Below are 25,867 nucleotides of genomic sequence, written 5' to 3' on the forward strand. Positions count from 1 at the left end.
GTGGAAAAAATTTATTATGATAATAGGTACGTTAAGGAATTTACTGCTGAAATAGTTGATATAAAAGAATTTAACGGAAAGTTTCATGTTCTTTTAAATCAAACATCATTCTTTCCTGGTGGCGGTGGACAAAACTGTGATCTTGGATTTATAGATAATCATGCTGTTATAGATGTTTATGAAAAAGATGAAGAAGTATATCATGTGGTTGAAACTAAACCAATAAAAATACATAAAGTTAAATGTGTGATTAATTGGGATAGAAGAACTGATGGGATGCATCAACATTTAGCTCAACATGTTTTATCTGGCTGTTTCTTTAATCTTTTTAATGCTAATACTTTTGCAATTCATTTAGGCTCTGATGTTAGTACTGTTGATATTTACGGAATATTAACAGAAGAACAAATTCGTGAAGCCGAAAAACTTGCTAACAAAACTATAGGTGATGCACTTCCTGTGGATTCTTTTGTTCCAAGTAAAGCTGAACTTAAAAAACTTAATATTAGAAGATCACTTCCAAATACAAAAGAAGACATTAGAATTGTAAAAATAGGAGATTTTGATATTAATGCTTGTTGTGGACTTCACCCTGCATCAACTCAAGATTTAAGACTTATAAAAATAAGAAAATTTGAAAAACATAAAGAAGGCACAAGAATAGAATTTTTAGCTGGTACTCGTGCTGTTGAAGATTCATTTAAAAAAGATGAATTTCAAAGTTCTATTTGTAAATACTTAAATTGTAATGAAAATGAAGCTATAAATGGAATAAAGAATTTAAGTGAGAATCTTAAAGAAGCTAATGAAACTAATAAGAGTCTTAATATTCTATTAGCTAAATATCAAGTCAAAGAATTTATTGATAATGCTTCTAAAATAGGTAACTTCAAAGTAATAAAACAAATCTTTGATGGTGAAAATTTAAAATATGTAAATAATCTTACTTCTAAACTTATTGAAAATGACAATACAATTGCCTTAATGGCAGTAAAATCTGAAGACAAAGTAAACTTAATATTTGCTTGTACTAAAGGTATTAAAGAAGTAAAAATGAACGACCTATTAAAGGATGCTATATCACTTATTGATGGCAAAGGTGGCGGAAGTCCATTCCAAGCACAAGGTGCAGGCAAAAACAACGCCAACCTTGAAAGTGCCTTAGATTACGCATACGCTAAAATACAAAAATCACTTTAGGTTATATATAAATACATAAAAAATGAGTACATACAATCATAAGTATGCACTCATTTTGGGGATGTAGCTAGATTTGTGTAAAACAAATCTACTACATTCTTTTTTTGTATTGTTTGATGGTAGATTTGGAATAATATACTTGAAAATAATAAGGGAGGATTCCAAATGAAAGTACCAGATATTAATTATCAAGAAGAAATTAAAAAGTGTAAAAGCATGGATGATGTTGTAGGTAAGAATGGATTGATGCAAAAGCTATTAAAAGATGTTATGCAACAATTGCTTGAAGCGGAAATGGATGAACATTTAGGCAGAGAGAAGTATGAAAGAGCCGATAACGAAAGTGAAAAGAATTATCGAAATGGTTATTCTAAAAAAGATGTTAGAAGTAGTTACGGGGAGGTACCTTTAGATATTCCACGAGACAGAAAATCAGAGTTTGAGCCAAGAGCAATTCGAAAGTATGAAACAGAATGTAGTGAACTGGATAAAAAAATAATTGGTTTGTATGCACGTGGAATGTCTACAAGAGATATTCAATCCGAACTCGAAGAGCTCTATGGTATAGATGTCTCTCCATCAATGATATCGAAAATAACAGATAAAGTGATGGACGCAGCAGCAGAATGGCAAAACAGAATGTTAGACCCAGTATATCCTATAGTATATATGGATGCGGTTCATTTTAAGGTAAGAGATGAACATAGAATTGTTTCTAAAGCAGCATATATTTGTATGGGAGTTGATATGAATGGCTATAAAGATATTTTAGGAATTTGGATAGGCGAAGCTGAAGGTGCAAAATTTTGGTTAAGTGTATGCAATGATTTAAATAATCGTGGCGTTAAAGACATCTTAATTGCATGTATGGATGGATTAAGAGGCTTACCAGACGCAATTAGAGCTGTTTTTCCAAAGGTATGTATTCAAAATTGTATAATACATCAAATAAGAAATTCGATAAAATATGTCTCTTATAAAAACAGAAAAGAATTTATGAAAGATTTGAAGCTTGTTTATAAAGCAGATACAGAGGAAATTGCGCTAGCGCAGCTCGATGAGTTGAAGAAAAAATGGGATAATCTTTATGATTCTGTAGTGGATTCATGGTATGAAAACTGGGATAAATTATCTACATATTTTTCTTATACTAAAGAAATTAGAAAGATGATTTATACTACCAATACACTTGAAGGTTTTAATAGGCAACTAAGAAAATTCACTAAGATTAGAACTGTATTTCCAACTGATGATTCATTACGAAAGTCATTGTATTTAGCAACAGATCAAGTTATGAAAAAATGGACTTCACCACTTCCAAACTGGGGTGTTACACTTTTAAAATTTGAAATAATGTTTAAAGAAAGAATCAACGAAGCGTTAGCTGTATAGTTTGTCCATTTTATGAAATTATGCATATATTATCTTTTTTGGCACAAACTAAAAATATAATAATATCCAGTTTTAGTATTTCAAAAGAAAGATAAAAATATAACTGGAAATAAAATTTCCAGTTATATAACATATCAAATATTCAATTTACACAAGTTATTCTACATTCTCCTCATTTTTTGTTTATATTACATAACTTTAACACTTAACAATATCATTAAATTTTAAAGTCATTTAATAACCCTTGAAGTTTTTGTGCAAGGATAGCTTGATTTTCAGCTGTCGCTGCTACTTGTTCCATACTAGTTGTTGCTTCTTTTATTCCATCTAATATTTCAGTAGAATTCCTTGTTGATCTTTCAGAATTATCTGACATAGTTTGAACCATTGAATTAATTTCCTCAAAAGATGCATTTAATTGTTGTGACATGGCTGCAATATCTTCTGAGATGCTACTTATTTGTTCTGCATTATCATAATAATATTGTCCTGATGATATAAATTCATGAAATTGTCCTTTAACCTCCTTATTTATGAAACCAAGAACTTCACTGCTATTATCTGAAAGTTTTCTAAATGCATTTTGTATTTTTCCAACAGTTCCTTGAATTGAAGTTGCTGAATTGGAAGATTCCTCTGCAAGCTTTCTAACTTCTTCAGATACTACTGCAAATCCTCTGCCTTGTTCTCCTGCTCTTGCTGCTTCTATAGCTGCATTTAAGGCAAGTAAATTTGTTTGCTCTGCAATCTCCGATATAGCCTCAACCATTTTAGAAACTTCCTTTACAACACCACCTGCTTTAATTGCCTCTAATATTTTATCTTGTTTTTCATCATACATCTTTTCTGTATTACCTAAAGCTTGATTAGTCTTATTTTTTAGTTCTAATGATTTTTCTTTAAAACTTATAGAAATTCCACTTCCATCTGTAGATTTCGTAGATAGTTCATTTACACTTAAATTTATTTCTTTCATACATTGATTAATTTGATGAGCTGATTCACTTGATTCTCCCATATTCTCAACAATTTGTTCAGTTGATTTATTCATGTTTAGCACTCTATTTGTGACTTCTTGAGTCAGTGCTGATAATTCCTCTGTAGAAGCTGTTAAATCCGTTGCTTGTCCATTTATATTTTTAATTAACTCTTTTACATTTTTTTGAGCCTTATTTAAAGCTATAGCTGTTTTACCAAACTCTGTTTTATCATTTACGACTATATCTTCTGAAAAATCATATTTAGCCAGCCTTTGTGCTAAACCTTCTATTTTAGTTAAAGGCTTTGTAAGATTTGCTGATACTTTAATAGCTATTAATATTGCTATTGCTAGTAATACAACTATTATTACTACTAGTAATACAATGATCTTAGTCGTTGTATTATTTAATTCAGTAGTCTTTTCAGCTATTTGTTTATCAATATCATCAACATAATTTCCAGTGCTTATAATCCATCCATATGGTTTAAACTCTTGTGAATAAGCTCTCTTAGGTGATACACCTGATTCATTTGGTTTTATATAATAATAATCTGTGAATCCTCCCCCATCTTTAGTTGCAACATTGATAATATTTTGAATTAATTTATTTCCATTCTTATCGGTTTCATTAATTCTATTACTTCCTTCTTGTTCTTTTAATATTGGATGAGCTATTAAAGTACCATTCACATCATCTATCCAAAAATACCCGTCATTATTATATCTCAAATTCTTAATAAGATATTTTGCTTGATCTTTAGCCTGCACCTCTGTTAATTCCCCATTAACTTGCTTATTGTATATACCATTCAACAGTGTGATTACGTTTTCAATTTGACCTTTAATGTTATTGTCATAATTTGATCTAAGAACCTCTTCATATTGAGCAATCGATTTAGAATTGCTTCTTTTTAAATCTGAAATGGAAGTCACCCCAATAATTACTGCTACTAATGTTGCTATCAATACATTCATTAATATAATCTTACTTTTTAAGCTTTTCATAAAAATCACCCTAACTTTTTTTATTATCGCTATTATTAAAATTAACTACTATGATATTTTTTATCTTTTTGAATAAATTCTCAGATATTTTAATATGCCTTCTGTCTCTTTAATCCACCCCTTTAAATTTTATTTAAATAAAATTATTCTTATCATTTCTATTTAAATTTTTTATCATATGTAATCCTCTCTTTTTTTGAAAACATTTTCACAAAATACCTCAACATTTATTTAGAATCAATTATTAGATGAATTTTAAATAATAAAATTTCATTATTATTATTTATCTAAATATCTCTTGAAACTATGTATAATTTTTATTTTATAGTATTATATTCCCACTTTTTTCTACAATCGTCAATACAAAAAGCTCTAAACATCATATATCTGACATTAAAAATATTTAAATATCTTCTTATACCAAAAATAATAGACCAACATAATGTTAGTCTATTATTTTCGTTCACTTATTTAATTTATAATAAAAAATCTACTTACAATATGTTTTTACTCTTCGATGCTTATTACATCATATCCTTCTTCTTCAATAGCTTCTTTTAGTTCTTCATTATCAACTGCACCTTCAACTACAGCATAATTTCCTGCAAGATTTACAGTTACTGAAGTTACTCCTGATAATCCTTCTAAAGCTTCTTTTACATGTCCTACACAATGTTCACATTTCATACCTTCTATTAATATTTTTTTTGCCATTTTTCTTTCCTCCAATTTTTATTATTTTAAATTAGAACTACATAATATAGACAAACTAATTTAGAAGTTCTATTAATTCCTAATGCACAATCAAAAAAATAATAAGTCCATGTGCCTAACTTTTTTATTTTAAATGTGTAATTTTCTCTATTTTTCTAAGCTTTAAACTTCCTAAGTCTCAATGCATTTGTTAATACTGAAACTGAGCTTAAACTCATCGCTGCAGCAGCTATCATTGGATTCAATAGTGGTCCTCCAAAAATATGAAGCACTCCCATAGCTACTGGAATCCCAAGTACATTATATCCAAATGCCCAAAATAAATTCTCTTTTATATTTTTAATTGTAGCTTTACTTAATTTGATTGCAGTTGTAACATCTTTAAGATCACTTCTCATAAGCACTATATCTGCAGATTCTATTGCAACATCAGTGCCTGATCCTATTGCTATTCCTACATCCGCTTGTGCGAGTGCTGGTGCATCATTTATACCATCTCCAACCATAGCTACCTTTTGATTTTCTCCTTGAAGTTTTTTAACTTCGTTAGCTTTATCTTCTGGTAAAACTTCTGCTAAAACTATGTCAATTCCAACTTGCTTAGCTATAGCATCTGCTGTTTTCTTATTGTCTCCAGTAATCATAGCAACTTTAATACCCATGTTATGAAGATCTTCTATAGCACTCTTACTGCTTATTTTAACAGTATCTGCAACAGCTATTATTCCTCTTAGGACTCCATCAATTGCTATATACATTGGTGTCTTTCCTTCGCTTGCCAACTCTTCTGCAGAATTTAATAAATTCTCAACTCCGTTTGAAGATTGACTTATGTCGATATTTTTCTCACTTATTAATTTCTTGTTTCCAAGCAAAATATGTTTAGATTCTATTTTCACTTCAATTCCTTGTCCTGGAATTGCTTTAAATTCTTCTATTTCTTTAAGTTCTATGTTTTTTTCTTCTGCACCTTTAACTATTGCTTCTCCTAATGGATGCTCTGAACCTTTTTCACTACTAGCTGCTAAAACTAAAATTTCTTCTTCTGAAATATCATTAGTTATTATATCTGTAATCGCAGGTTTGCCTTCTGTTATAGTGCCTGTTTTATCAAATACAATAGTTTTAATTTGATGTGTTGTTTCTAAAGCTTCTCCACCTTTAATTAAAACTCCATTCTCCGCTCCCTTACCAGTTCCAACCATTATAGCTGTTGGAGTTGCAAGACCTAGTGCACATGGGCAAGCTATTACAAGAACTGCAATAAATATTGTTAATGAAAAAGTTGTTGTTTCTCCAGCAATTAGCCAACCAAATGAAGCTACTATTGCTAACATAATTACTGTTGGTACAAAATAAGCTGATATAATATCGGCAAGATTTGCTATTGGTGCCTTTGATCCTTGTGCATCCTCAACTAACTTAACTATTTGAGCAAGTGCAGTATCCTTACCAACTTTTGTAGCTCTGTATTTAATAAAACCAGTTTTATTAATACTAGCTCCAATTACATTACTTCCTACAATCTTTTCAACAGGAATACTTTCTCCTGTAAGCATTGATTCATCAATAGCTGTACTTCCTTCAATAACCTCTCCATCAACAGGTAATTTTTCTCCCGGCTTAACTAATATTATATCTCCAACTATTACTTCTTCTACTGGAACTATAACCTCATTATTATTTCTAATAACAGTTGCTGTTTTAGGAGCTAATTCCATTAATGCCTTAATGGCTTGTGATGTTTTCCCCTTTGAAACTGCTTCTAAGTACTTACCTAAAGTTATTAATGTTAAAATTACTGCTACTGATTCAAAATACAAGTGCATTGCATAATTCATTGCTTGCTCTTGATCTCCAGTAATTATTTTGTATATAGCAAATAATCCATATATAAATGCTGATAAAGTACTTACTGCAATTAAAGAATCCATATTAGGACTTAATTGAAATAAATTTTTTATTCCAACTTTATAAAATTTATATCCCATTATCATTACAGGTAATGTTAATATTACTTGAATTAATGCAAAGTTAAGTGGATTTTCCATAGAATCAATAATTCTTGGAAGTGGCATTCCTAACATATGCCCCATTGTTATTATTAAAAGTGGGACTGCAAAGCATAGAGAAACTATAAATCTAATTAATAATGCTTTACTTTCCTCAAGCTTTTTCCCTTCATCTTGTTTTTCTTCTTCCTTAATTAACTTGTAACCTGCTTTATCTACTGCTGCTTTAATCTGACCATAGCCAATTTCATCTTCATCAATATTTACAGTAAGTTTCTCAGTTGCAAAATTAACAGCGGCACTTTGAACTCCATCCAACTTTTTAGTAACTCTTTCAACTCTATTAGCACACGCTGAACAAGTCATTCCTTCCACTTTAAAGGTGTAGCTCTTTAAATTCTTCTTAACTCCATAACCCGCTTTTACCACGGTTGCTTCTATTACTTCATTATTCAATTTATTCTCATCAAACTCTACATTTAAAGTCTCTGTAGCAAAATTAACATTAGCACTTTCAACTCCATCTAATTTCTTAATAAATCTTTCAACTCTATTAGAACATGCTGAACAAGTCATTCCTTCTATTTTAAATGCTTTTTTATTCATATTACTCCTTCCCATTAGCTTATATACTCGCAATGAAGATTTCTAAGTAAATTTTAAGTTTTCTTGAAATCTATTTTTCATCTGTTATTTTTATATTGAAATCTACTTAGAAAGCAATTTTTCTAAAACTTTATTAAATTCTTCAATCTTCTCTTCAGGATTGTTATTGCAACAAGCTTCTTTTACACAATGACGTAAATGACCTTGTAAAATCATCAAGTCTGCTTTCTTTATTAAAGATTGAACCGCTAATAATTGATTAGCAACATCTATACAATACCTATCATCCTCAATCATCTTTATAATTCCATCAATTTGACCTCTCGCAGTCTTTAATGATTGTAATGCTTTTTTTCTTTCTTCACTCATATTTTTCACCCTCCCTCCCCCCATAGGGGGTGTATATTTATTATTATATATCAATATTTTGTTTTGTCAATAAAACATATATAAACAACTTGTAACTTAAAATTCTGTGATAGATAACCGAAATAGAAGAGGTCATGCTTTTCTGAATTAACACTCACAAAAGCATGACCTCTATTTTTAGTTTTGGATATACATTTAAAGCATAAGTGAAATTTCTTAGATAAAATCAACCTTTATTAAAGTTTATTTTTATATTTACTATTTCACCTTTAGTACCTATTCTTAAAGGTGGTCCCCATGTACCATATCCAGAACTTACTATCAAATTAAAATCATCTTTCTTCATGTATCCATAATCATCTTCATTTAATAAACCTGTAATTATGTTCCCCGGGAATATTTGTCCCTTATGAGTATGGCCCGAAAGCTGTAAATCTACCTTTTCTCCTTCTGCTTCTTGCAATCTTTCTGGTCTATGATTTAATACTATAATCGGAAGTGATCTATCCACATCTTTTAATATATCACTAAGTGGTTTTGTCTCTTGTCCATCTAATATTTTTCCTGCCGGATCATTTCTACCTACTATATAAAAACTATCATTTATTTTTAAAGCTTCATCTTGTAAAAACTTCACGTTACCCTCTTCAAAAAAGGAGATTGTTTTTGATATGTCTCCAGAATTATACTCATGATTCCCTGTTATATCATATACTCCATACTTTGACTGTATATCTTTAAAAGCTTGTGTAGAATATTCTTTTAACTTAGTTGGAGTGCTTTCATCAACCATATCACCACAAAATAAGACTATATCTGGATTTAATTCATTTATTGAATTAATTAATTTATCGATTCCTTTTTCTCTTATTCCGATTCCAACATGAACATCAGAAACCATAACAACATTCAATGAATCAAGCTGCCCTGCTGCCTTATTTATATTTACATCATAATTAGTTACAACTTGATTTTTAGCATTCCAAATTCCATATCCAACTATAATAAATACTATTACAAATATTGATATTCCACCACAATACAATCTTTTTAGCTTATATTTGATAGACTTACTTATTCTAATTCTCTTTATAATTAATATAGCTAAATCAACTGGTAAAAATAATAATATAGAATAAATGAATACTGCTATTGATACAGCTCCAATTAAGAGTACTGTAGATGCAAACCAGTTATCTATTGTTAAAATTCCTCTTAATATGCTGCCAATCAAAAATGATAAAATTGTAAACCAATATATTGACCAGTATATTTTTGTCTTAATCTTTACATTTCTTTTTATAAATATATTTTTACCTTTAGCTCCAATGTAGTAGCAAAGCATTATATATAAACTTAAAACAACCAAGACCACTACTACTGCTTTAACATTATTCATTCATATCTCTCCCACTTTTAAATATGCCCACCACACTTAATCATATACCATATGGAAGAAACCAACTACCTATAATTCTTATCCACTAACTCCTTTAATGCTCCCTCTGCTAATTGAGCAAAATATTTTGCACATTGTAAAATTGCATTTTCATCTACTTTATACTCTGGATGATGATGGGCATGTGATAATCCTGTTCCTATAATAATAAATGCTCCAGGTATCTTCTTTTGATAATATGCAAAATCTTCTCCTTCTAATCCCATGGATATAGATTTAACCGTATATCCAACTTTCTTTCCTAAATTAGCACTGTATTCAGCCCATTCTTCTGTATTATTAGTCGCTGGAGATCCTGAATGCCAAATAAGTTCTGCACTTCCTCCATAAGATTGTGCTATTCCATTAATTATCTCATTCATCCTTTTTGGTATTAACTCACGTACCTTCTCATCTAAAGTTCTAACTGTTCCTTGAAGATATGCTGATTCAGGAATTACATTCCAAGTGTTTCCTCCCTGTATATGAGTTACACTCAGGAGAGCATTTTCCGCCGGACTTACATTACGACTCACAATAGTTTGAAGAGATGTAACTATGTTTGATGCAATTATAATTGGATCCACGCCTTTTTCTGGTCTAGCTGCATGACTTCCTACACCAGTAATTTTAATTTCAAATCTATCTACAGCCGCAGTTACAGGTCCTGATTTTATCCCCATAATCCCAACCTCTGCGTCAGGTACATTATGTAATCCAAAAATTACATCTACATCATCTAAAACTCCTGTATCTATAATTTTCTTAGCACCTTCTCCAATTTCTTCTGCTGGTTGAAATATGAATCTAACTGTACCAATTAAAGATGGTTGATACTTTTTAACTAAATAAGCAGCACCCAAAATTGCAGCTGTATGAAAATCATGACCACAAGCATGCATTTTTCCATCTATTTTTGACTTATACGAAAGGTTTGTTTCTTCCAAAATAGGTAAAGCATCTATATCACATCTAATAGCCACTACTGGTCCATTAGGATTTCCTTTTACTTCTGCTACCAATCCTGTTTTTAATGGTAAATTAAGAACCTCAATCCCTACTTCTGCTAGTAATTGTTTTATCATTTTTGTAGTTTCAAATTCCTCATTTGGTAATTCAGGATATTGATGTAACTTACGATATACACCTATTAACTCATCATTTAACGTTTCTATTATTGACAATAATTTTTTATTAACCATATTAATCCCCCTTAATTTATTGTTTAAATTATAGCATCCATCTATATTGTGTCAATACAAATTGACTAATAATTTCTTGGTTTATATAGATAAAGCACATTAAAACTTACACTTGCGTAATAGCTAACTGAAATCATATATATATTTTCATTATAGATAACACCCTAAATTTATTAAATAGCATTTCTAATTTTTAGTGTAATCTTATTACTAAAATTTATTAAGTGCATATATATTGCACAAATAAGTGAATATTATATATTATAATTATTCACTTAAATCATAGAACAAAGTTCTGAGCCACTTTTAATTAACTTTTTTAACATTTAGTACTATCATTAATGATTGATATCACTATGTGTCAAACATCAAATTTTTATAGTTTTTAGACATAAAAAAGAGATTAGATAGTGTTGTTATAAAAAAACATCTAATCTCTTCAAAATTCATTTCCATAATATCTTTTTCTTTCTCCATGAATTCAGTTTTATCTACTATATATTAGGCACATTAAAAAAATAGCAAGTTACTTTTCTTCCTTGCCTGATGAAAGATATCTATAGCAACTTTAGACTTATTATTTGTTTTAATGTACCTTACTTACTATCTCTAACTGATTTTAAATAAATTAGTTAGAAACATAATTCCTCCAACTAATAACATATAAAATACTATATAAACTCTTGCCCATCCACTACTAAAAGCGTATGCAACTTTTTTATAAGTCTTTAATATATTTGTATTTTCTCTAATTGTTTCAATAAAGTCTTTGCTGTATCTAACAACAAATAATACAAATAACACAATTCCACCAAAAAAATATACAGCTGAAATTGAATGTTCTAATATTGGCATTTTCAATAATGATATACCAGCTAACATAAATGTTATTGTATTATTGAATATATGAGCTATTATTGAAGCTACAACAGACTTAGATTTAATAGCAATAAATCCTAATACAATTCCCATTAATACCGGATTTACAAATTGAACCAAGTTTAAATGAAACATTGAAAATAGAATTGAAGATACAATAATAGCAGTTAAATTTCCATACTTCTGCATACTCTTTAGTATAAAACCCCTAAATATAATTTCTTCTAAAACTGGTCCAACAACACATACATATGCTAAAAACAATATCAAGTAACCCGTTTGTGTTGGCATACTAAAATCTGGTTCAGGTATTTTAATTCCTCCAGCATTAAAAAGAGTTGAGTATATTTGATATATTATACTTGAAATCATACCTGTACCTATGCAAGAAACTGTCCCTAAAAGTACAAATAACTTAGGTGATTTAATTTTGCATAACATATCTTTTCTTATTCTTATAGTTGTAGTTTTTAATGCTATTAATATAGCTATAATGTCAGCAATTATACATGGAAGATACCCCATCATGAAATTATATGCATCTTTAGAAATTCCTAATATATTTTCTGCTTCAACATTACTGGTCATAGTAACCCCTAATTGTTTTGCTTTAAATCTAATTCCAAATATAATTAAGCTGCCTATTCCATATGTGCACAAAGATAGGATAAGAAGTATTCTTGCACAATTTCCACCAGTTTTCTTTATATCTTTTTTTAATCTTAACCGTCTAATAGCAATTTCTTCTTGAAAATCATTTATCATATCTTATCTTTCAATTATGTTACTGAAAACTTATAAATTACTATTTGCTTTACAGTAACTATCTCCTTTCTTATAATAACAAACATAACTACTTATATAAACGTACATTCATATATTTAATTATTATATCATACTAAATATTTATTCTAAAAATTAACTTTATATATTACAAATATAATTTATATATATCCTCTCTTCTATCATCTTTTATATTAAATTTATTTCTAATTTCATTAATTTTTTCTAAACTAAGTTCTCTAACAATAAGTTCTTCTTTACACATTATTTCATTTAAGACATCCCCATTTGGATCTACAAATATTGATGCACCATTATACTCTAAACCATCGCTTTGTCCCACTCTATTTATTCCAATTATATAGCATTGATTTTCTATAGCTCTTGCTTTTAACAATGTTAACCAATGATTTTCTCTTGACTTAGGCCAATTTGCAGCTACTGTTATTATCTCGGATTGTTTCGATGCAATTTGAAATATTTCTGGAAATCTTAAATCATAACAAATAAAAGGTGCTATGTTACACTCTTCTATTTTACAACTAGATATAGTATTGCCTTTATAAAAATTAATATCTTCCCTTGCATATGAAAAAGGATGTATTTTAATATATTCAAGCAATACATTACCTTCTTTAGAAATAAAAACATATTTATTTTTTCCCTTTTTATTGTCCTTTATTGCAAATCCAATTCCTATGTTAATATTACTGTTTATAGCCAAATTCCTAAGCCATTTTATTATTATGTCTTCTGAGTCTAATAACTTATCTATATCCATTATAAAGCCTGTTAAAGTCATTTCTGGAAATAGAATTAGTTGAACTTTTCTTTCCATTGCTCTTTTTATAAATTCTTCGACCTTATTCATATTTTTATTCATATCTTCCCAAAAAACGTTAATTTGAGCAAGCCCTATTATCATATAATCGCCCCCTTTAAAATTATATATCTATTTATATATTTATTCTTGTAACTTTAGGCACATGAAAGAAAATAAAAAAATTTAAAATAATATGATTATTTTTCATCACACAAGGAAATAAATTGGTATCATAACATGCCTATTATGGTAAGCTATTGACATAGCATGATAGAAAATAAGCTTAGTAGTAGATGTATTTGTTATTTTTTTGAATATACATAAGCCATATGAAGGAGTATAAAAAGTCAATTTAAAAATAAAAAGCCATCTCAAAACTTATGTTTTAGCTTTAAGATAGCTTCCCTGCCATAACTCAGACTTTAAATAAAAAGCAACAACGCAGTATTCTGCTTTTCATTTTTTCTTTATTTAAATTTTTATTTAAAAGTTTTGTCCGTTCCAACCCCAATTTTCGACTTCTTCATATTTAACATATATCTTATCTTTAGGAATTTGTAATTCTTCCTCATATATTATGCAAATTGCTTTTGTTAGCATATCATAAGATTCCTTACTTGCTTTACCCAATATTTTTACTTCTACAAAAGCACCTTTTTCTAATTTTTCACCGCCAAAATAAAGTGAATATTCATCTTCAAAACCAACCATTAAAAATTTTTCACTTTTTCCTGGAATTAGTTCTATTGATTCTCCTAATCTTTTCTTTATAATTTCTTCTTTCTCACTTGAAATTTTTACACTTACCTTAGATCCTATAAATGGCATATTATAATCCCCTTTCTTATTGTCTTTAAGGCACATTTTAAAAAATAATAAGTCATGTGCCTAAATATCTTCTGTACATAAACCAAATTGTTCCATAATACTTTCATTATATCATATTATTATTATTTCATATCAAAAAAAATAACAACAAATATCCTAGTATTTTTCTTTTAATAATTAGATATGTTTTAAAATATACAATAATAATTTATTTTAACTCAAATTACTTATATGCTTTTAAACATAAATTAATTAAAATACATAATAATGCAATGCCAATCATAACAGGAATAGTTATACCTACTATAGAATTAAATTGCATTAATATTCTATACGCAAATACTCCAATAATCCATATAATAATATTCTTTATGTCAACCACATTTTTTTCCTCAATTGATTTTTTATTAAATATAAAATAATCAGTTATTGAAATTGCAAATAATGGTGCAAAAACTGATCCTATTAAATATAGAAAATCTTCATATTGATCTATAGAAACAACTATTGATAATATTATTCCTAATCCACATACAATTAAACCTGCAGTTTTTTCATTTATACATTTATTTATGTTAGTAAAACTTACTCCTGCAGAATATGCATCTAAAAAAGTTGTAGTTACTGTTGAAAAAATGACAATAATAAGTGCTATTGTTCCAAGTCCAGCTGAAAGTAAAATACCAGATATATCTGAAGTACCAGCATATAAAGATGCTCCAAGGCCAATGATAAACATAAAAGTACTACCAATGCAATATCCTAATGCACTTGCTAATGTACCCGCTTTTTCAGATTTTAAATTCTTAGTATAATCTGAAATAAGTGGAATCCATGATAATGCCATAGTTACATTAAGTTCTACTGCTGTGCCAAAATTTAACGTCTCTCCTTCAAATCCACCCGCACCTACATTGGCTGTATTATTTGTAAATACTATAAAGCCAAGCACTATAGTTGATAAAAACAGTGCAGCTACTGCTACAGTATTTATTTTAGATAGGCTTTTTACTCCAACACCTATCCATAAAGCAATTAATGCTCCAATAATAATACACCATACCGTTTCGTTCTGAAAATTAAATAATTGCATAGAAACTGCATCTAATGCCTTTGAACCATTGATAATCATAACTGCAGTCCAACCTAATAGTTGTACAATATTTAATATAGAAAATAAAAATGAACCATATTTTCCAAATGAAATTCTAGTTGATTCTATTGAAGATAATTTGCTTTGAGCACCTATAATACCACATAAATAAAGTATAACACCTCCAATAGTATGTCCTATCAAAATAGCAGCTATTCCTTGGCTTAATCCTAAAGGTGCTAATAGCGCTCCCGTCAATATTTCAGCAATAGAAATTGCTGCACCAAGCCATAAGATAAATTGACTTGAATTCGAAGTCTTATTTTCCATAATCTTCTCCCTTACAATAAAAAAATGAGATATACCAAAATAGCATATCTCATCAAATAATAAATAAGAAATTAAACATCTCTCATTAAATAATCATAAGTTAGATTCCCTACGTTGGCATTATCCAAATCAGGTTTAAAGGGTTAAAGCTACATTTTACTTACTCTCAGCCTGCATGTGCAAGCTCCCCTGTGTTTTTTATTTTATAATAATTCATAATTGATTTCAAGTTATTTATTTTCATGTGCCTCAATCATTTTTATTATTGCCATAAGATATTCCAACTATATCTAAAATAAACATGAAAACAGGAATTCCAATAATTAGTCCCCAAACACCTGCAATATGTTCCGATACTAAAAGTATAACTAAGGTATAAAATATAGGTAGCTTTGTCTTTGAAGACATTAATTTTGGATTTAATATATACGCTTCAAATGCGTGAAGTAAAGCAATTAATCCAAGAACATAAAAAACATGAGGTAATCCACCATTATTAAAAGCTACTATACTTAAAGGTACTAATGATACTATTACTCCAGCCACAGGAATAAGACCAAGTAACATTACCATTACACCAAATCCTAATAAATGCGGAAATCCTATTATAGATAATCCTATAGTTGAAAGCACACCATTTATAATAGCAATAACAATTTGTACTTCAATAACTTTACCAAAAGAGAAAACAAACTTTTTTCCAAAGAATTCAACTTCCTCATATAATATATTAATTTTACTATTTTTAAATTTATGCGTAAATTGCATTATTTCATCCTTTTGAATTAAGAAAAAAATACTTAAAACTAAAGAAATAATTATATTAATTCCTAATTTGCTTATATTTGTTATTGAATGCATTATGTAATTTATGCCTTCTGCTGAAAAAATAGTTGAGTAAACTTTATCTAATCTTTCTTTTATTAAATTAGTAATCTCATTATGTCCTAAATTTCCATATAACTCATGTACCTGCATAATTACCTGAGTTAACTGTTTAATAACCATTGGTAAAAAGTCTATTAATATAATAAATATTACAGACGTTAAAAGTAACGAAACTATAACAACCATGAATTTATAATTTATTCTTATTTTCCCATCAAATTCTTGAATTAAATGTTTTGAAATACTATGAATTAGATATGTAAATACAAAAGTTAATAGCATTAAATTTATCATATCCTGCATTACATAGAAAAATATAAGTAATACTAATAAGGTTATAAGTCTCTTAAAAGATCTTTTTTTATAAATTTGAATCATATCTGACATTATCATTACTCCTCATATACTGTTTTTTCTTTCAATTAATTTAACGTATATTGAAATTTATAAAACAATTAATTATCTATTTTATAAATATTAAATCAATCATAATATAGTTTTTACGAATCTTTGCCAATATTAAATTTATCATATAATAAATCATAACATAATTATGCATTAAATTGTGAATTAATTGTAAATAAAAACTTATTTATAAAGAAAAAGGGTGAGATATAGACTCACTCCTAATAATTCATTAATGCTATTTTTTTTCTATCTTTGCAACACATTCTATATGTTTTGTCATAGGAAACATATCAACCGGTTGAACTTCTAAAGTTTCATATCCTAATTTCTCTAAGTGTTTTAAATCCCTTGCCAATGTACTTGGATCACATGATACATAAACAATTCTTTTTGGCTTTGCATCTCCTATAGCATTCAATAATTTAGTATCACAACCTTTTCTCGGTGGATCTACGACTATTATATCTGGTTTAATTCCATCTTGTATAATTCTAGGAATTACTTCTTCTGATTTTCCTACATAAAATTCAGAATTAGTCACTTCATTTTTCTTAGCATTTTCTTTGGCATTTTCTATTGCCTGTTCCACTATTTCAACGCCATATACTTTCTTAGCCTTTTGCGATAAAAACAATGTTATTGTACCTGTACCACAATACGCATCAAATACAATTTCATTTCCAGTTAAATCTGCATATTCTAAAGCTTTATTGTAAAGTACTTCTGTTTGATTTGGATTAACTTGAAAAAATGATAATGGAGATATATTAAACTTATATTGTCCTATATAATCAGATATATAATCTTCCCCCCATAGTGTAGTACATTTTTCACCAAGAACCAAATTAGTATCTTTGTGATTTACATTTTGAATTACACTCTTTAAGTTTTTAATTTTTAACTTTAATTCATCTATTAATTCATCCTTATGATTAATTTTCTTATCTGTAGTAACTAATACAATCATTACTTCATTAGTTTTAAATCCCTTTCTTATCATTATATGCCTAAGCAAGCCCTGCTTATAGAAATCTCCATCCTTTTTGGCTGGTAATATAGAATATTTCTCCATCCAATTTCTTATTATTTCTATTATATTATCATCTTCTTCACTAAGAAGTAAGCAAGAATCTACATTAATTATCTCATGAGTTTTTTCACTAAAAAAACCTATAGTAATTTTTCCATCTACTAATCCAACTGGAAGTTGAACTTTATTTCTATATCCATATGCTTCTTTAACTCCTAATGGATATTTTACTAATTTATCATCCAATCCTGCAATTTTTCTTATACAATCTTTAACTCTGTCAAATTTAAAATCTAATTGACCATTATAACTTAAATGCTCTAATGTGCATCCTCCACATTTTTCATAATTAGGACAATCTGGTTCTCTTCTTTCATCACATCTATCAATTACTTCAATAAGCTTTCCATAAGCATAATTCTTCTTAACTTTAACTATTTTAACCTTTACTTTTTCATTTTTTAATGCACCTGGTATAAATATAGGATACCCATCTATTTTAGCAACACCTTCACCTTCATATCCTAAAGATTTAACCTCTACAATATATTCCTTTTTTTCTTCTAACACATATACACATCCTTCGTTCAAAATTAATTTACTTAGCTATTTTTACACGTATAAAAAAGTAATTAACATCATCACTTATTATTTTGAATACACACTATTAACATAAAATTTATATAAGTCTAGTCAAAGAGTACAGTATAACTTTATAGATATAAAGTCTTTAATTTGCTTGAATACTACTAATGAAATTATAACATAGCGCATTTAATTTTTTAATTATATTATCTTTCTTTTAGATAGAAGAATATCTGTTTCGCAAACTGTATTTTCTATCCTATCTAAAAGTTATCCACGAATTTTTAATTTATTATAATTTTCTAAAAAAAATAGCACCTTTCGGTGCCAATACAGAATCAGTTGCCATTTAATTCCATACCTACTAAATAAGTATTCCGCTTTAAGTGCGATAATATACATTATATATTAAATATGCCCAAAATAAATGTTAATTTTTTGTTAACATTTATTTCAGAAACAATTTATCTAACTATATAATCAAAAAACTCTACTTACAAACTATATATTTCTTCACTTTATAAAAGTTATCCATAGATTTTAATTTATTATAATTTCCTTTACAAAAATGAAGACTCTAGTGAAATCACTAAAGTCTTCATTTTTAAATGTGTATTATATTATTAATCTAAATTAAGAACTATAATACTATTAATTAGCTTTGAATTTAGTATGTTTTAATACTATTTTACAATGCTAACTTTTAATAAGTTAGTTGCTCCAACTTGATCTACTGGTACTCCAGCTGCTAATATAACTGTATCTCCAGATTTTACATAATCATTAGCTTTTGCGATTTCAACTGATTTTTCTAACATTTCATCAGTTGATTCCATCTTACTAGCAACTACTGGATATACTCCCCATGAGAATGCTAATTGTCTAGCAACTACTTCATCTGGAGTAACAGCTATAATTGGGCATTCTGGTCTGCATTGAGATATTCTCTTAGCAGTAGCTCCAGTTTGAGTTGAAGTTATAACAGCATTAGCATTTAATTCGTTAGCTGCATTACTTGCTGCTCTTGAAATAACTCCTGATATAGCTGGTGTATGTGATTTAGCAGCTGAAATAGCTACTTTGTATTCTAATTGCTTTTCAGTTTCTTCAGCAATCTTAGCCATTGTAGAAACAGCTTCTACTGGGTAAGTTCCGTTTGCACTTTCTCCTGATAACATGATTGCATCAGTACCATCTAAGATAGCGTTAGCTACGTCTGAAACTTCTGCTCTTGTTGGTCTTGGGTTTCTGATCATAGAATCTAACATTTGAGTAGCTGTAACAACTGGCTTTCCAGCAGCATTACATTTTCTGATGATCATTTTTTGTACTGCAGGTACGTTTTCTATTGGAATTTCAACTCCTAGGTCTCCTCTAGCAACCATTATAAGGTCTGAAACTTCTAAGATTGAATCTATGTTATCAACACCTTCTTGGTTTTCGATTTTAGAACATATTAATATTCTTTCTCCACCATGTGTATTAAGTACTTCTCTAATAGCTTCTACGTCTGCTGCTTTTCTGATGAATGAAGCTGCAATCATAGTAACTCCAACTTCACAACCGAAGATTAAATCTGATTTATCTTTTTCAGTCATTGCTGGTAATTTAATTGATACTCCTGGTACGTTAACACCTTTATGAGTTCCTACTAATCCAGTGTTTTGAACTTCACACTTAACTGCATTTCCATCAACAGACTTAACAGTTAATCCTACTAAACCATCATCTATTAAAATTGTATTTCCAGGTACAACATCCTTAGCTAATCCTTCATATGTAACTGAACACTTAGTAGTGTCACCAACTACTGACATATCGCCTGCATATATTGTAAATTCTGTTCCTTTTTGTAATTCAACCTTGTTTGGTTCAAATTTTCCAGTTCTGATTTCTGGTCCTTTTGTATCAAGGATTATAGCAATTTCTTTGTTAAGCTTTTTAGATAAAGCTTTAACTTTTTCTATTCTTCCACCATGTTCTGCATGATCTCCATGTGAAAAGTTATGTCTTGAAGCATTCATACCTGCTAACATTACTTTTTCTAATGTTTCCATATCCTCACTTGCTGGACCTATAGTACAAATCATTTTAGTTTTTCTCATTAAACTAACACTCCTCTTTCTTGGATTAATTTATAAAATTTATATAAATAAACTATAAGCAATTAATTATTATGCTAATATTTGAGCAATCTTATATAATTCTTCATCGAATTTGCTTTCCATATCCAATGCTTCATCTATATCTTGATCAATAATTTTGTTATCTTTAATTCCTATAACTCTTGAAGTTTTTCCTTCTAATAATACATCTATAGCCTTTGCTCCCATTCTTGAAGCTAAAACTCTATCTGTAGCACTTGGACTTCCACCTCTTTGAATATGTCCTAAAACAGTTGCTCTTGTTTCAATTCCTGTTATTTCTTCAACGTATTTTGCAAGTTCAAATGCTCCTCCAATACCTTCTGCAAGTATTATTAAGTTATGCATTTTTCCATGATTCTTACCATCTAAAATAGTTCTACAAAGTTGATCTTTATCGAAGTTATCTATTTCAGGTACTATAATTGATTCTGCTCCACCTGCTATACCAGCATATAAAGATAAATCTCCACAATTTCTTCCCATAACTTCAACTATTGAAACTCTTTCATGTGAAGTAGAAGTATCTCTAATTTTATTTATAGCATCAACAACAGTATTTAACGCTGTATCAAATCCTAAAGTAAAATCAGTATAAGCTAAGTCATTATCAATTGTTCCTGGTAATCCAATAGTCTTAATTCCAAGTTTTGATAATAGTTTGGCTCCTGTAAATGATCCATCTCCACCTATAACTACTAAAGCTTCAACTCCATAAGCTTGTAAGATTTTAGCAGCTCTTTTTCTTACTTCTTCGTTTTTGAATTCAGGACATCTAGCTGTTCTTAGAATTGTTCCACCTCTTTGAATTATATCTGATACAGAAGTTTTATCCATATTGAATAATTCTCCATTGATCAATCCACTATATCCTCTTTGTACACCCATTACCTCAATGCCATTTTTTAGTGCAGTTCTTACTACTGCTCTAATTGCAGCATTCATTCCTGGTGCATCTCCACCACTTGTTAATACAGCTATTTTTTTCATAATATATATTTCCTCCTTAAATACCGTTGGGGACTAATAAAGTCCCTTATGTACAAAATATAACCATAATTTCTTAACCAAGAATTATTGTACATAAAATTGAATTAATTATCAATCATATTTAAGCAACTTTAGAGATTATTCTGAAAATATTGGTCATATTTTCATCCAATAATTTTATGTGCTATATTTTTTCTTGGATTAATATACTCAACTGTAACCAATGTAATATACTTTTAGATTAGTTTTCTTAGAACTTCGCTTTTCTCTTATATTATAACCAATACTCAATAAATTTATATAAATTATATGAATTTTTATAATATTGATTTTTGTAATATTTTTCATTTACTTATTTGGTAATTTAATTGCATTTATTAACCGTTAATTCATAATTTAATTATAAATCTTGTATTTTTACATTTTCCTCTCCAAAGCTTTCCTTTAATATATCTAGTGCATCATTATCCAATGTTATCCATCTATCTCTTGAAACTCTAAATTTTTGTTTTTCCTTAATTGCACATATATATATAGGCGTATCACCTTTATATTGTTCATCTAGCAATTCCTTAAGTTTTTTACTAATTTCCTTAGCGTGGATTTGGTCATCTGCCCTTAAATATACCTTTGATGTATTAATCTTTTCCAATGGTTCCATGCTCTCACATATAAGCTTTGGTGGTTCATCTTCTTTTAAGCTTAGTCTACCTTTTACTATTACCAAATTATCAGTCATGCATAAATTTTTAACTTTATCTAATGTCTTAGGAAATACAATAACTTCTATTACTCCTGTCAAATCTTCAAGCCTTAGAAATGCCATTATTGTATTATTTCTTGTTACCTTTTGGTTAACCTGTGCAAGTATTCCTCCAAGAATTACTCTATCATTATCTTGAAGAGTATTTTTATCATCAAAAATTCCAATTTCACCTATATCATTTTCTAATGAATCATCAAGAGTTTCTTGAACTAAAAATGCATCTGATATTTCATTAGTAGTCTGCATTTTTAGACTTTGAACATAATCATCTAACGGATGACCTGTAATATAAAGTCCAGTCATTTCTTTCTCCATTGCTAATAGGTTTTTCTTATTAAATTCCTTTATTTCTGGATATCTAACTTCTGGATTTTTTAATTCCTCAGTAGCAAAAAGGCTTATTTGTCCATCAATATTTCTTCTTTTATCACTTGATATATTATCAATCAGCTTTTCATGAACCGCTAGCATTTTTGATCTAAAAACTTTAAAATTATCTAAAGCTCCTGCTTTTATTAAACATTCTACCGCACGTTTGTTTATTGATGAAGGATCCATTTTATTTATAAAATCAACCAATGATTCAAATGTTCCCTTATTCTCTCTTGCTTTTACTATACTTTCTACCACATTAGCTCCAACATTTTTTATTGCCGCCAGCCCAAACCTGATTTTATCTCCCTTAACAGTAAATTTAGAGAAACTTTCGTTTATATCAGGTGGTAACACTTGTATTCCTAATTCTTCAGCAATTCCAATATAATGTGCCACTTTTTCGTTTATTCCCATAATTGAATTAAGCATAGCTGCAATCATTTCTACTGGACAGTACCTCATTAAATACGCTGTTTGATATCCTACAACTGCATATGCAGCTGCATGGGATTTATTAAACGCATACGATGCAAAGTCCATCATAGAATCAAATATTTTGTTTGCTGCCTCTTCACTAATGCCATTTCTTATACAACCAGGAACTACAACTTCTCCATTTTCAATAATGCCATGAATGAAATTTTTTCTTTCTTCTTCCATGACCTTGTGTTTCTTCTTAGACATAGCTCTTCTAACCATATCACTTCGTCCCATGGAGTATCCAGCTAGTTTTCTAACAATTTCCATTACTTGTTCCTGATAAACCATTACCCCATACGTAACATTAAGTATATCTTCCAATTCAGGTGTTTCATACTGAACTGTCTCTGCATTTCTCTTTCCTTCTATATATCTTGGTATTTCCGCCATAGGACCTGGTCTATATAAAGAAATTCCTGCAATAATATCTTCCAAATTATCAGGTTTTAATTCTTTCATGAACGAAGTCATACCTGCCGATTCTAATTGGAATACACCTGCTGTCTTTCCTTCACCAATCATCTTATATACTTCTTTATCTGCAAAGTCTATTTTATCAAGGTCTATCTCTATCCCCCTATTAGCCTTAACCATATTAACAGCATCATTCATAACTGTTAATGTTCTAAGACCTAAGAAGTCCATCTTAAGCAATCCTAACTCTTCTAAAGTTGTCATTCCAAATTGAGTTACTATCATTTCATCGTTCTTTTGAAGTGGAACATATTCAACTAATGGCTTTGATGCGATAACTACACCTGCTGCATGTGTTGAGGAATGCCTTGGCAGTCCTTCTAAGTCCATCGAAACATCTATTAGTGTTTTTATCCTATCATCATTATCATACGCTGATTTAAGCTCTGGATTAAGTTCTAGAGCTTTATTTATAGTTATTCCAAGCATGGTTGGTATCATTTTTGCTATCTTATCAACTTCTGAATAGCTATAATTCATAGCTCTTCCCACATCTCTAATACATAATCTAGCTGCCATAGTACCAAATGTTATTATTTGAGATACACAGTCTTCACCATACTTTTCTACAACATAATCAATTACCTCTTGTCTTCTTTCATAACAGAAATCACTATCTATATCTGGCATAGACACTCTTTCTGGATTTAAGAAACGTTCAAAGATTAAACTATATTTTATTGGATCTATCTTAGTAATTCCTAAAGTAAATGCTACTATTGATCCTGCTGCAGAACCTCTACCTGGTCCAGTTGGTATTCCGCTTTCATATGAAAATCTAATAAAATCCCAAACAATTAAGAAATAATCAACATACCCCATTTGGTTTATTATTCCAAGTTCATATTCTAATCTATCTACATATTCTTTTGCCTTTTCATTAGATTCCTTTATTTTATTAATTTCATCGTAATTTAAAGGTCTATCCAATAATTCTTCAAAAACATCATATCGTTCTATTAAACCTCTATAACATGTGTTTCTAAGATATTCATATGGATCTTGCCCTTGTTCCAGTGGAAACCTTGGTAATTTTGATTCATGAAATTTATAATCAAAATTACACTGTTCTGCAATTTTGATAGTATTTTCTAATGCTTCTGGTATGTACGAGAACATATCCCACATTTCCTCTGCTGACTTTAAATAAAACTGATCTGAAGGATATCTTCTTCTATTAGGATCATCTATCGTCTTAGCTGTTTGTATGCACATTAAGACATCATGTGATTTAGAATCTTCTAGATTTATATAATGGACATCATTAGTAGCAACTAATGGTATTCCTGTTTCTCTAGATAATCTTATATTTTCTTCATTTACCTTCTTTTGCTCTTCCATTCCATGGTTTTGAACTTCAATATAAAAATCATCTTTGAATATCTCTTTATATATTAAAGCTACTTCTTTAGCTTTTTCATAATTGCCTTTAAGGTGATAAGATTGTACTTCTCCTCCTAAACAAGCACTTAAAGCAATCAATCCTTCACTATGTGTTCTAAGATATTCATGATCAACTCTTGGTTTATAATAAAAGCCATCTATAGATGCAGTTGATACTATTTTCATTAAATTTTCATATCCGACTTCATTTTTTACAAGCAAAACAAGATGATGATTTGCATTATCCTTATCTGGTTGCTTAATTTTCATAGATTTAGCAACAACATAAACTTCACAACCTAAAATTGGTTTTATTCCATTTTCCTTAGCTGCTTTATAAAAATCCACCAGTCCATATAAGACTCCATGATCTGTTATTGCAATGCTCTTCATCCCTAATTCTTTTGCTCTCTTCATTATATTAGGTACCTTGCCCGAACCATCCAATAAGCTATATTCTGTATGTAGATGCAAATGACAAAATTGTTTTTCTTCCAATGTTCTCACCTCCAATTTTAAAGTTATACATATAAAATAAAATAACAATTCCAAAATGTCATAATTATTTTCATCAATTAATGAAGCAGATTAATACCATAGCAACCTATTATAACAATCTGTTAACGTAAATCGAATATCAAAAGTACTATGAAAAATAATCTTAACAAATGGACTTGTTATTTTTTGA

General features: G+C 29.0%; 17 protein-coding genes and 1 riboswitch. Of the genes, 2 read left to right on the top strand and 15 right to left on the bottom strand.

The genetic code is table 11. The annotated features are described in order from the left end of the window. Both CLSA_RS20570 and CLSA_RS20575 read left to right on the top strand, forming a co-directional pair. Window positions 1-1,200 carry an alanyl-tRNA editing protein gene (locus CLSA_RS20570; protein WP_022750370.1) on the top strand — a complete coding sequence of 400 codons (1,200 nt, stop codon included), beginning with the start codon at window positions 1-3 and terminating at the stop codon, window positions 1,198-1,200. Between the two features lie 165 nt (window positions 1,201-1,365). Next, window positions 1,366-2,592: an IS256 family transposase gene (locus CLSA_RS20575; RefSeq protein ID WP_022746146.1), complete on the top strand. Its 1,227-nt coding sequence runs from the start codon at window positions 1,366-1,368 to the stop codon at window positions 2,590-2,592. Window positions 2,593-2,809: 217 nt separating this feature from the next. Here the strand turns inward: CLSA_RS20575 and CLSA_RS20580 are convergent, their stop codons facing one another. The 15 genes from CLSA_RS20580 to CLSA_RS20650 all read right to left on the bottom strand — a co-directional run bounded on the left by CLSA_RS20580 (window position 2,810) and on the right by CLSA_RS20650 (window position 25,677). Then, entirely contained in the window at window positions 2,810-4,579 is a 1,770-nt protein-coding gene (locus CLSA_RS20580; protein WP_022750374.1) for a methyl-accepting chemotaxis protein, read from the bottom strand. A 507-nt stretch (window positions 4,580-5,086) separates the two neighbouring features. After that, on the bottom strand, window positions 5,087-5,293 hold the full coding sequence (locus tag CLSA_RS20585; RefSeq protein WP_022750379.1) for a heavy-metal-associated domain-containing protein: 207 nt from the start codon (window positions 5,291-5,293) through the stop codon (window positions 5,087-5,089). 155 nt (window positions 5,294-5,448) lie between these two features. Continuing rightward, window positions 5,449-7,911 carry a heavy metal translocating P-type ATPase gene (locus CLSA_RS20590; protein ID WP_022750384.1) on the bottom strand — a complete coding sequence of 821 codons (2,463 nt, stop codon included), beginning with the start codon at window positions 7,909-7,911 and terminating at the stop codon, window positions 5,449-5,451. 102 nt (window positions 7,912-8,013) lie between these two features. After that, window positions 8,014-8,280, bottom strand: a complete 267-nt coding sequence (locus CLSA_RS20595) for a metal-sensing transcriptional repressor (RefSeq protein ID WP_022750386.1) — start codon at window positions 8,278-8,280, stop codon at window positions 8,014-8,016. Window positions 8,281-8,506: 226 nt separating this feature from the next. Then, window positions 8,507-9,679 carry a metallophosphoesterase gene (locus CLSA_RS20600; RefSeq protein WP_022750390.1) on the bottom strand — a complete coding sequence of 391 codons (1,173 nt, stop codon included), beginning with the start codon at window positions 9,677-9,679 and terminating at the stop codon, window positions 8,507-8,509. Window positions 9,680-9,744: 65 nt separating this feature from the next. Continuing rightward, complete coding sequence (locus CLSA_RS20605; RefSeq protein ID WP_022750393.1) at window positions 9,745-10,920, bottom strand: amidohydrolase; 1,176 nt, start codon at window positions 10,918-10,920, stop codon at window positions 9,745-9,747. A gap of 609 nt (window positions 10,921-11,529) precedes the next feature. Beyond that, a complete protein-coding gene (locus CLSA_RS20610) occupies window positions 11,530-12,564 on the bottom strand; it encodes a CPBP family intramembrane glutamic endopeptidase (protein ID WP_022750402.1) in 1,035 nt (344 codons plus the stop codon). A gap of 166 nt (window positions 12,565-12,730) precedes the next feature. Beyond that, window positions 12,731-13,507, bottom strand: a complete 777-nt coding sequence (locus CLSA_RS20615) for a nitrilase-related carbon-nitrogen hydrolase (RefSeq protein ID WP_022750405.1) — start codon at window positions 13,505-13,507, stop codon at window positions 12,731-12,733. Between the two features lie 381 nt (window positions 13,508-13,888). Further along, window positions 13,889-14,233 (bottom strand): phenylpyruvate tautomerase MIF-related protein, encoded by a 345-nt coding sequence (locus CLSA_RS20620; protein ID WP_041716403.1) that lies wholly within the window; start codon window positions 14,231-14,233, stop codon window positions 13,889-13,891. A 223-nt stretch (window positions 14,234-14,456) separates the two neighbouring features. Continuing rightward, window positions 14,457-15,656, bottom strand: coding sequence for a putative hydroxymethylpyrimidine transporter CytX (gene cytX / locus CLSA_RS20625; protein WP_022750414.1), 1,200 nt, complete (start codon window positions 15,654-15,656; stop codon window positions 14,457-14,459). A gap of 89 nt (window positions 15,657-15,745) precedes the next feature. Next, window positions 15,746-15,857: riboswitch (TPP riboswitch) on the bottom strand. A gap of 48 nt (window positions 15,858-15,905) precedes the next feature. Then, entirely contained in the window at window positions 15,906-16,931 is a 1,026-nt protein-coding gene (locus tag CLSA_RS20630; protein ID WP_022750416.1) for an AI-2E family transporter, read from the bottom strand. A 256-nt stretch (window positions 16,932-17,187) separates the two neighbouring features. Continuing rightward, window positions 17,188-18,552: a 23S rRNA (uracil(1939)-C(5))-methyltransferase RlmD gene (gene rlmD / locus CLSA_RS20635; RefSeq protein WP_022750420.1), complete on the bottom strand. Its 1,365-nt coding sequence runs from the start codon at window positions 18,550-18,552 to the stop codon at window positions 17,188-17,190. 698 nt (window positions 18,553-19,250) lie between these two features. Further along, window positions 19,251-20,672: a pyruvate kinase gene (pyk, locus tag CLSA_RS20640; RefSeq protein ID WP_022750423.1), complete on the bottom strand. Its 1,422-nt coding sequence runs from the start codon at window positions 20,670-20,672 to the stop codon at window positions 19,251-19,253. A gap of 69 nt (window positions 20,673-20,741) precedes the next feature. Further along, window positions 20,742-21,701, bottom strand: coding sequence for a 6-phosphofructokinase (gene pfkA / locus CLSA_RS20645; protein ID WP_022750427.1), 960 nt, complete (start codon window positions 21,699-21,701; stop codon window positions 20,742-20,744). A 400-nt stretch (window positions 21,702-22,101) separates the two neighbouring features. Beyond that, entirely contained in the window at window positions 22,102-25,677 is a 3,576-nt protein-coding gene (locus CLSA_RS20650) for a DNA polymerase III subunit alpha (protein ID WP_041716404.1), read from the bottom strand. Window positions 25,678-25,867: the final 190 nt, after the last annotated feature.

The organism is Clostridium saccharobutylicum DSM 13864, from assembly GCF_000473995.1.
Taxonomy (GTDB): Bacteria; Bacillota; Clostridia; order Clostridiales; family Clostridiaceae; genus Clostridium; species Clostridium saccharobutylicum.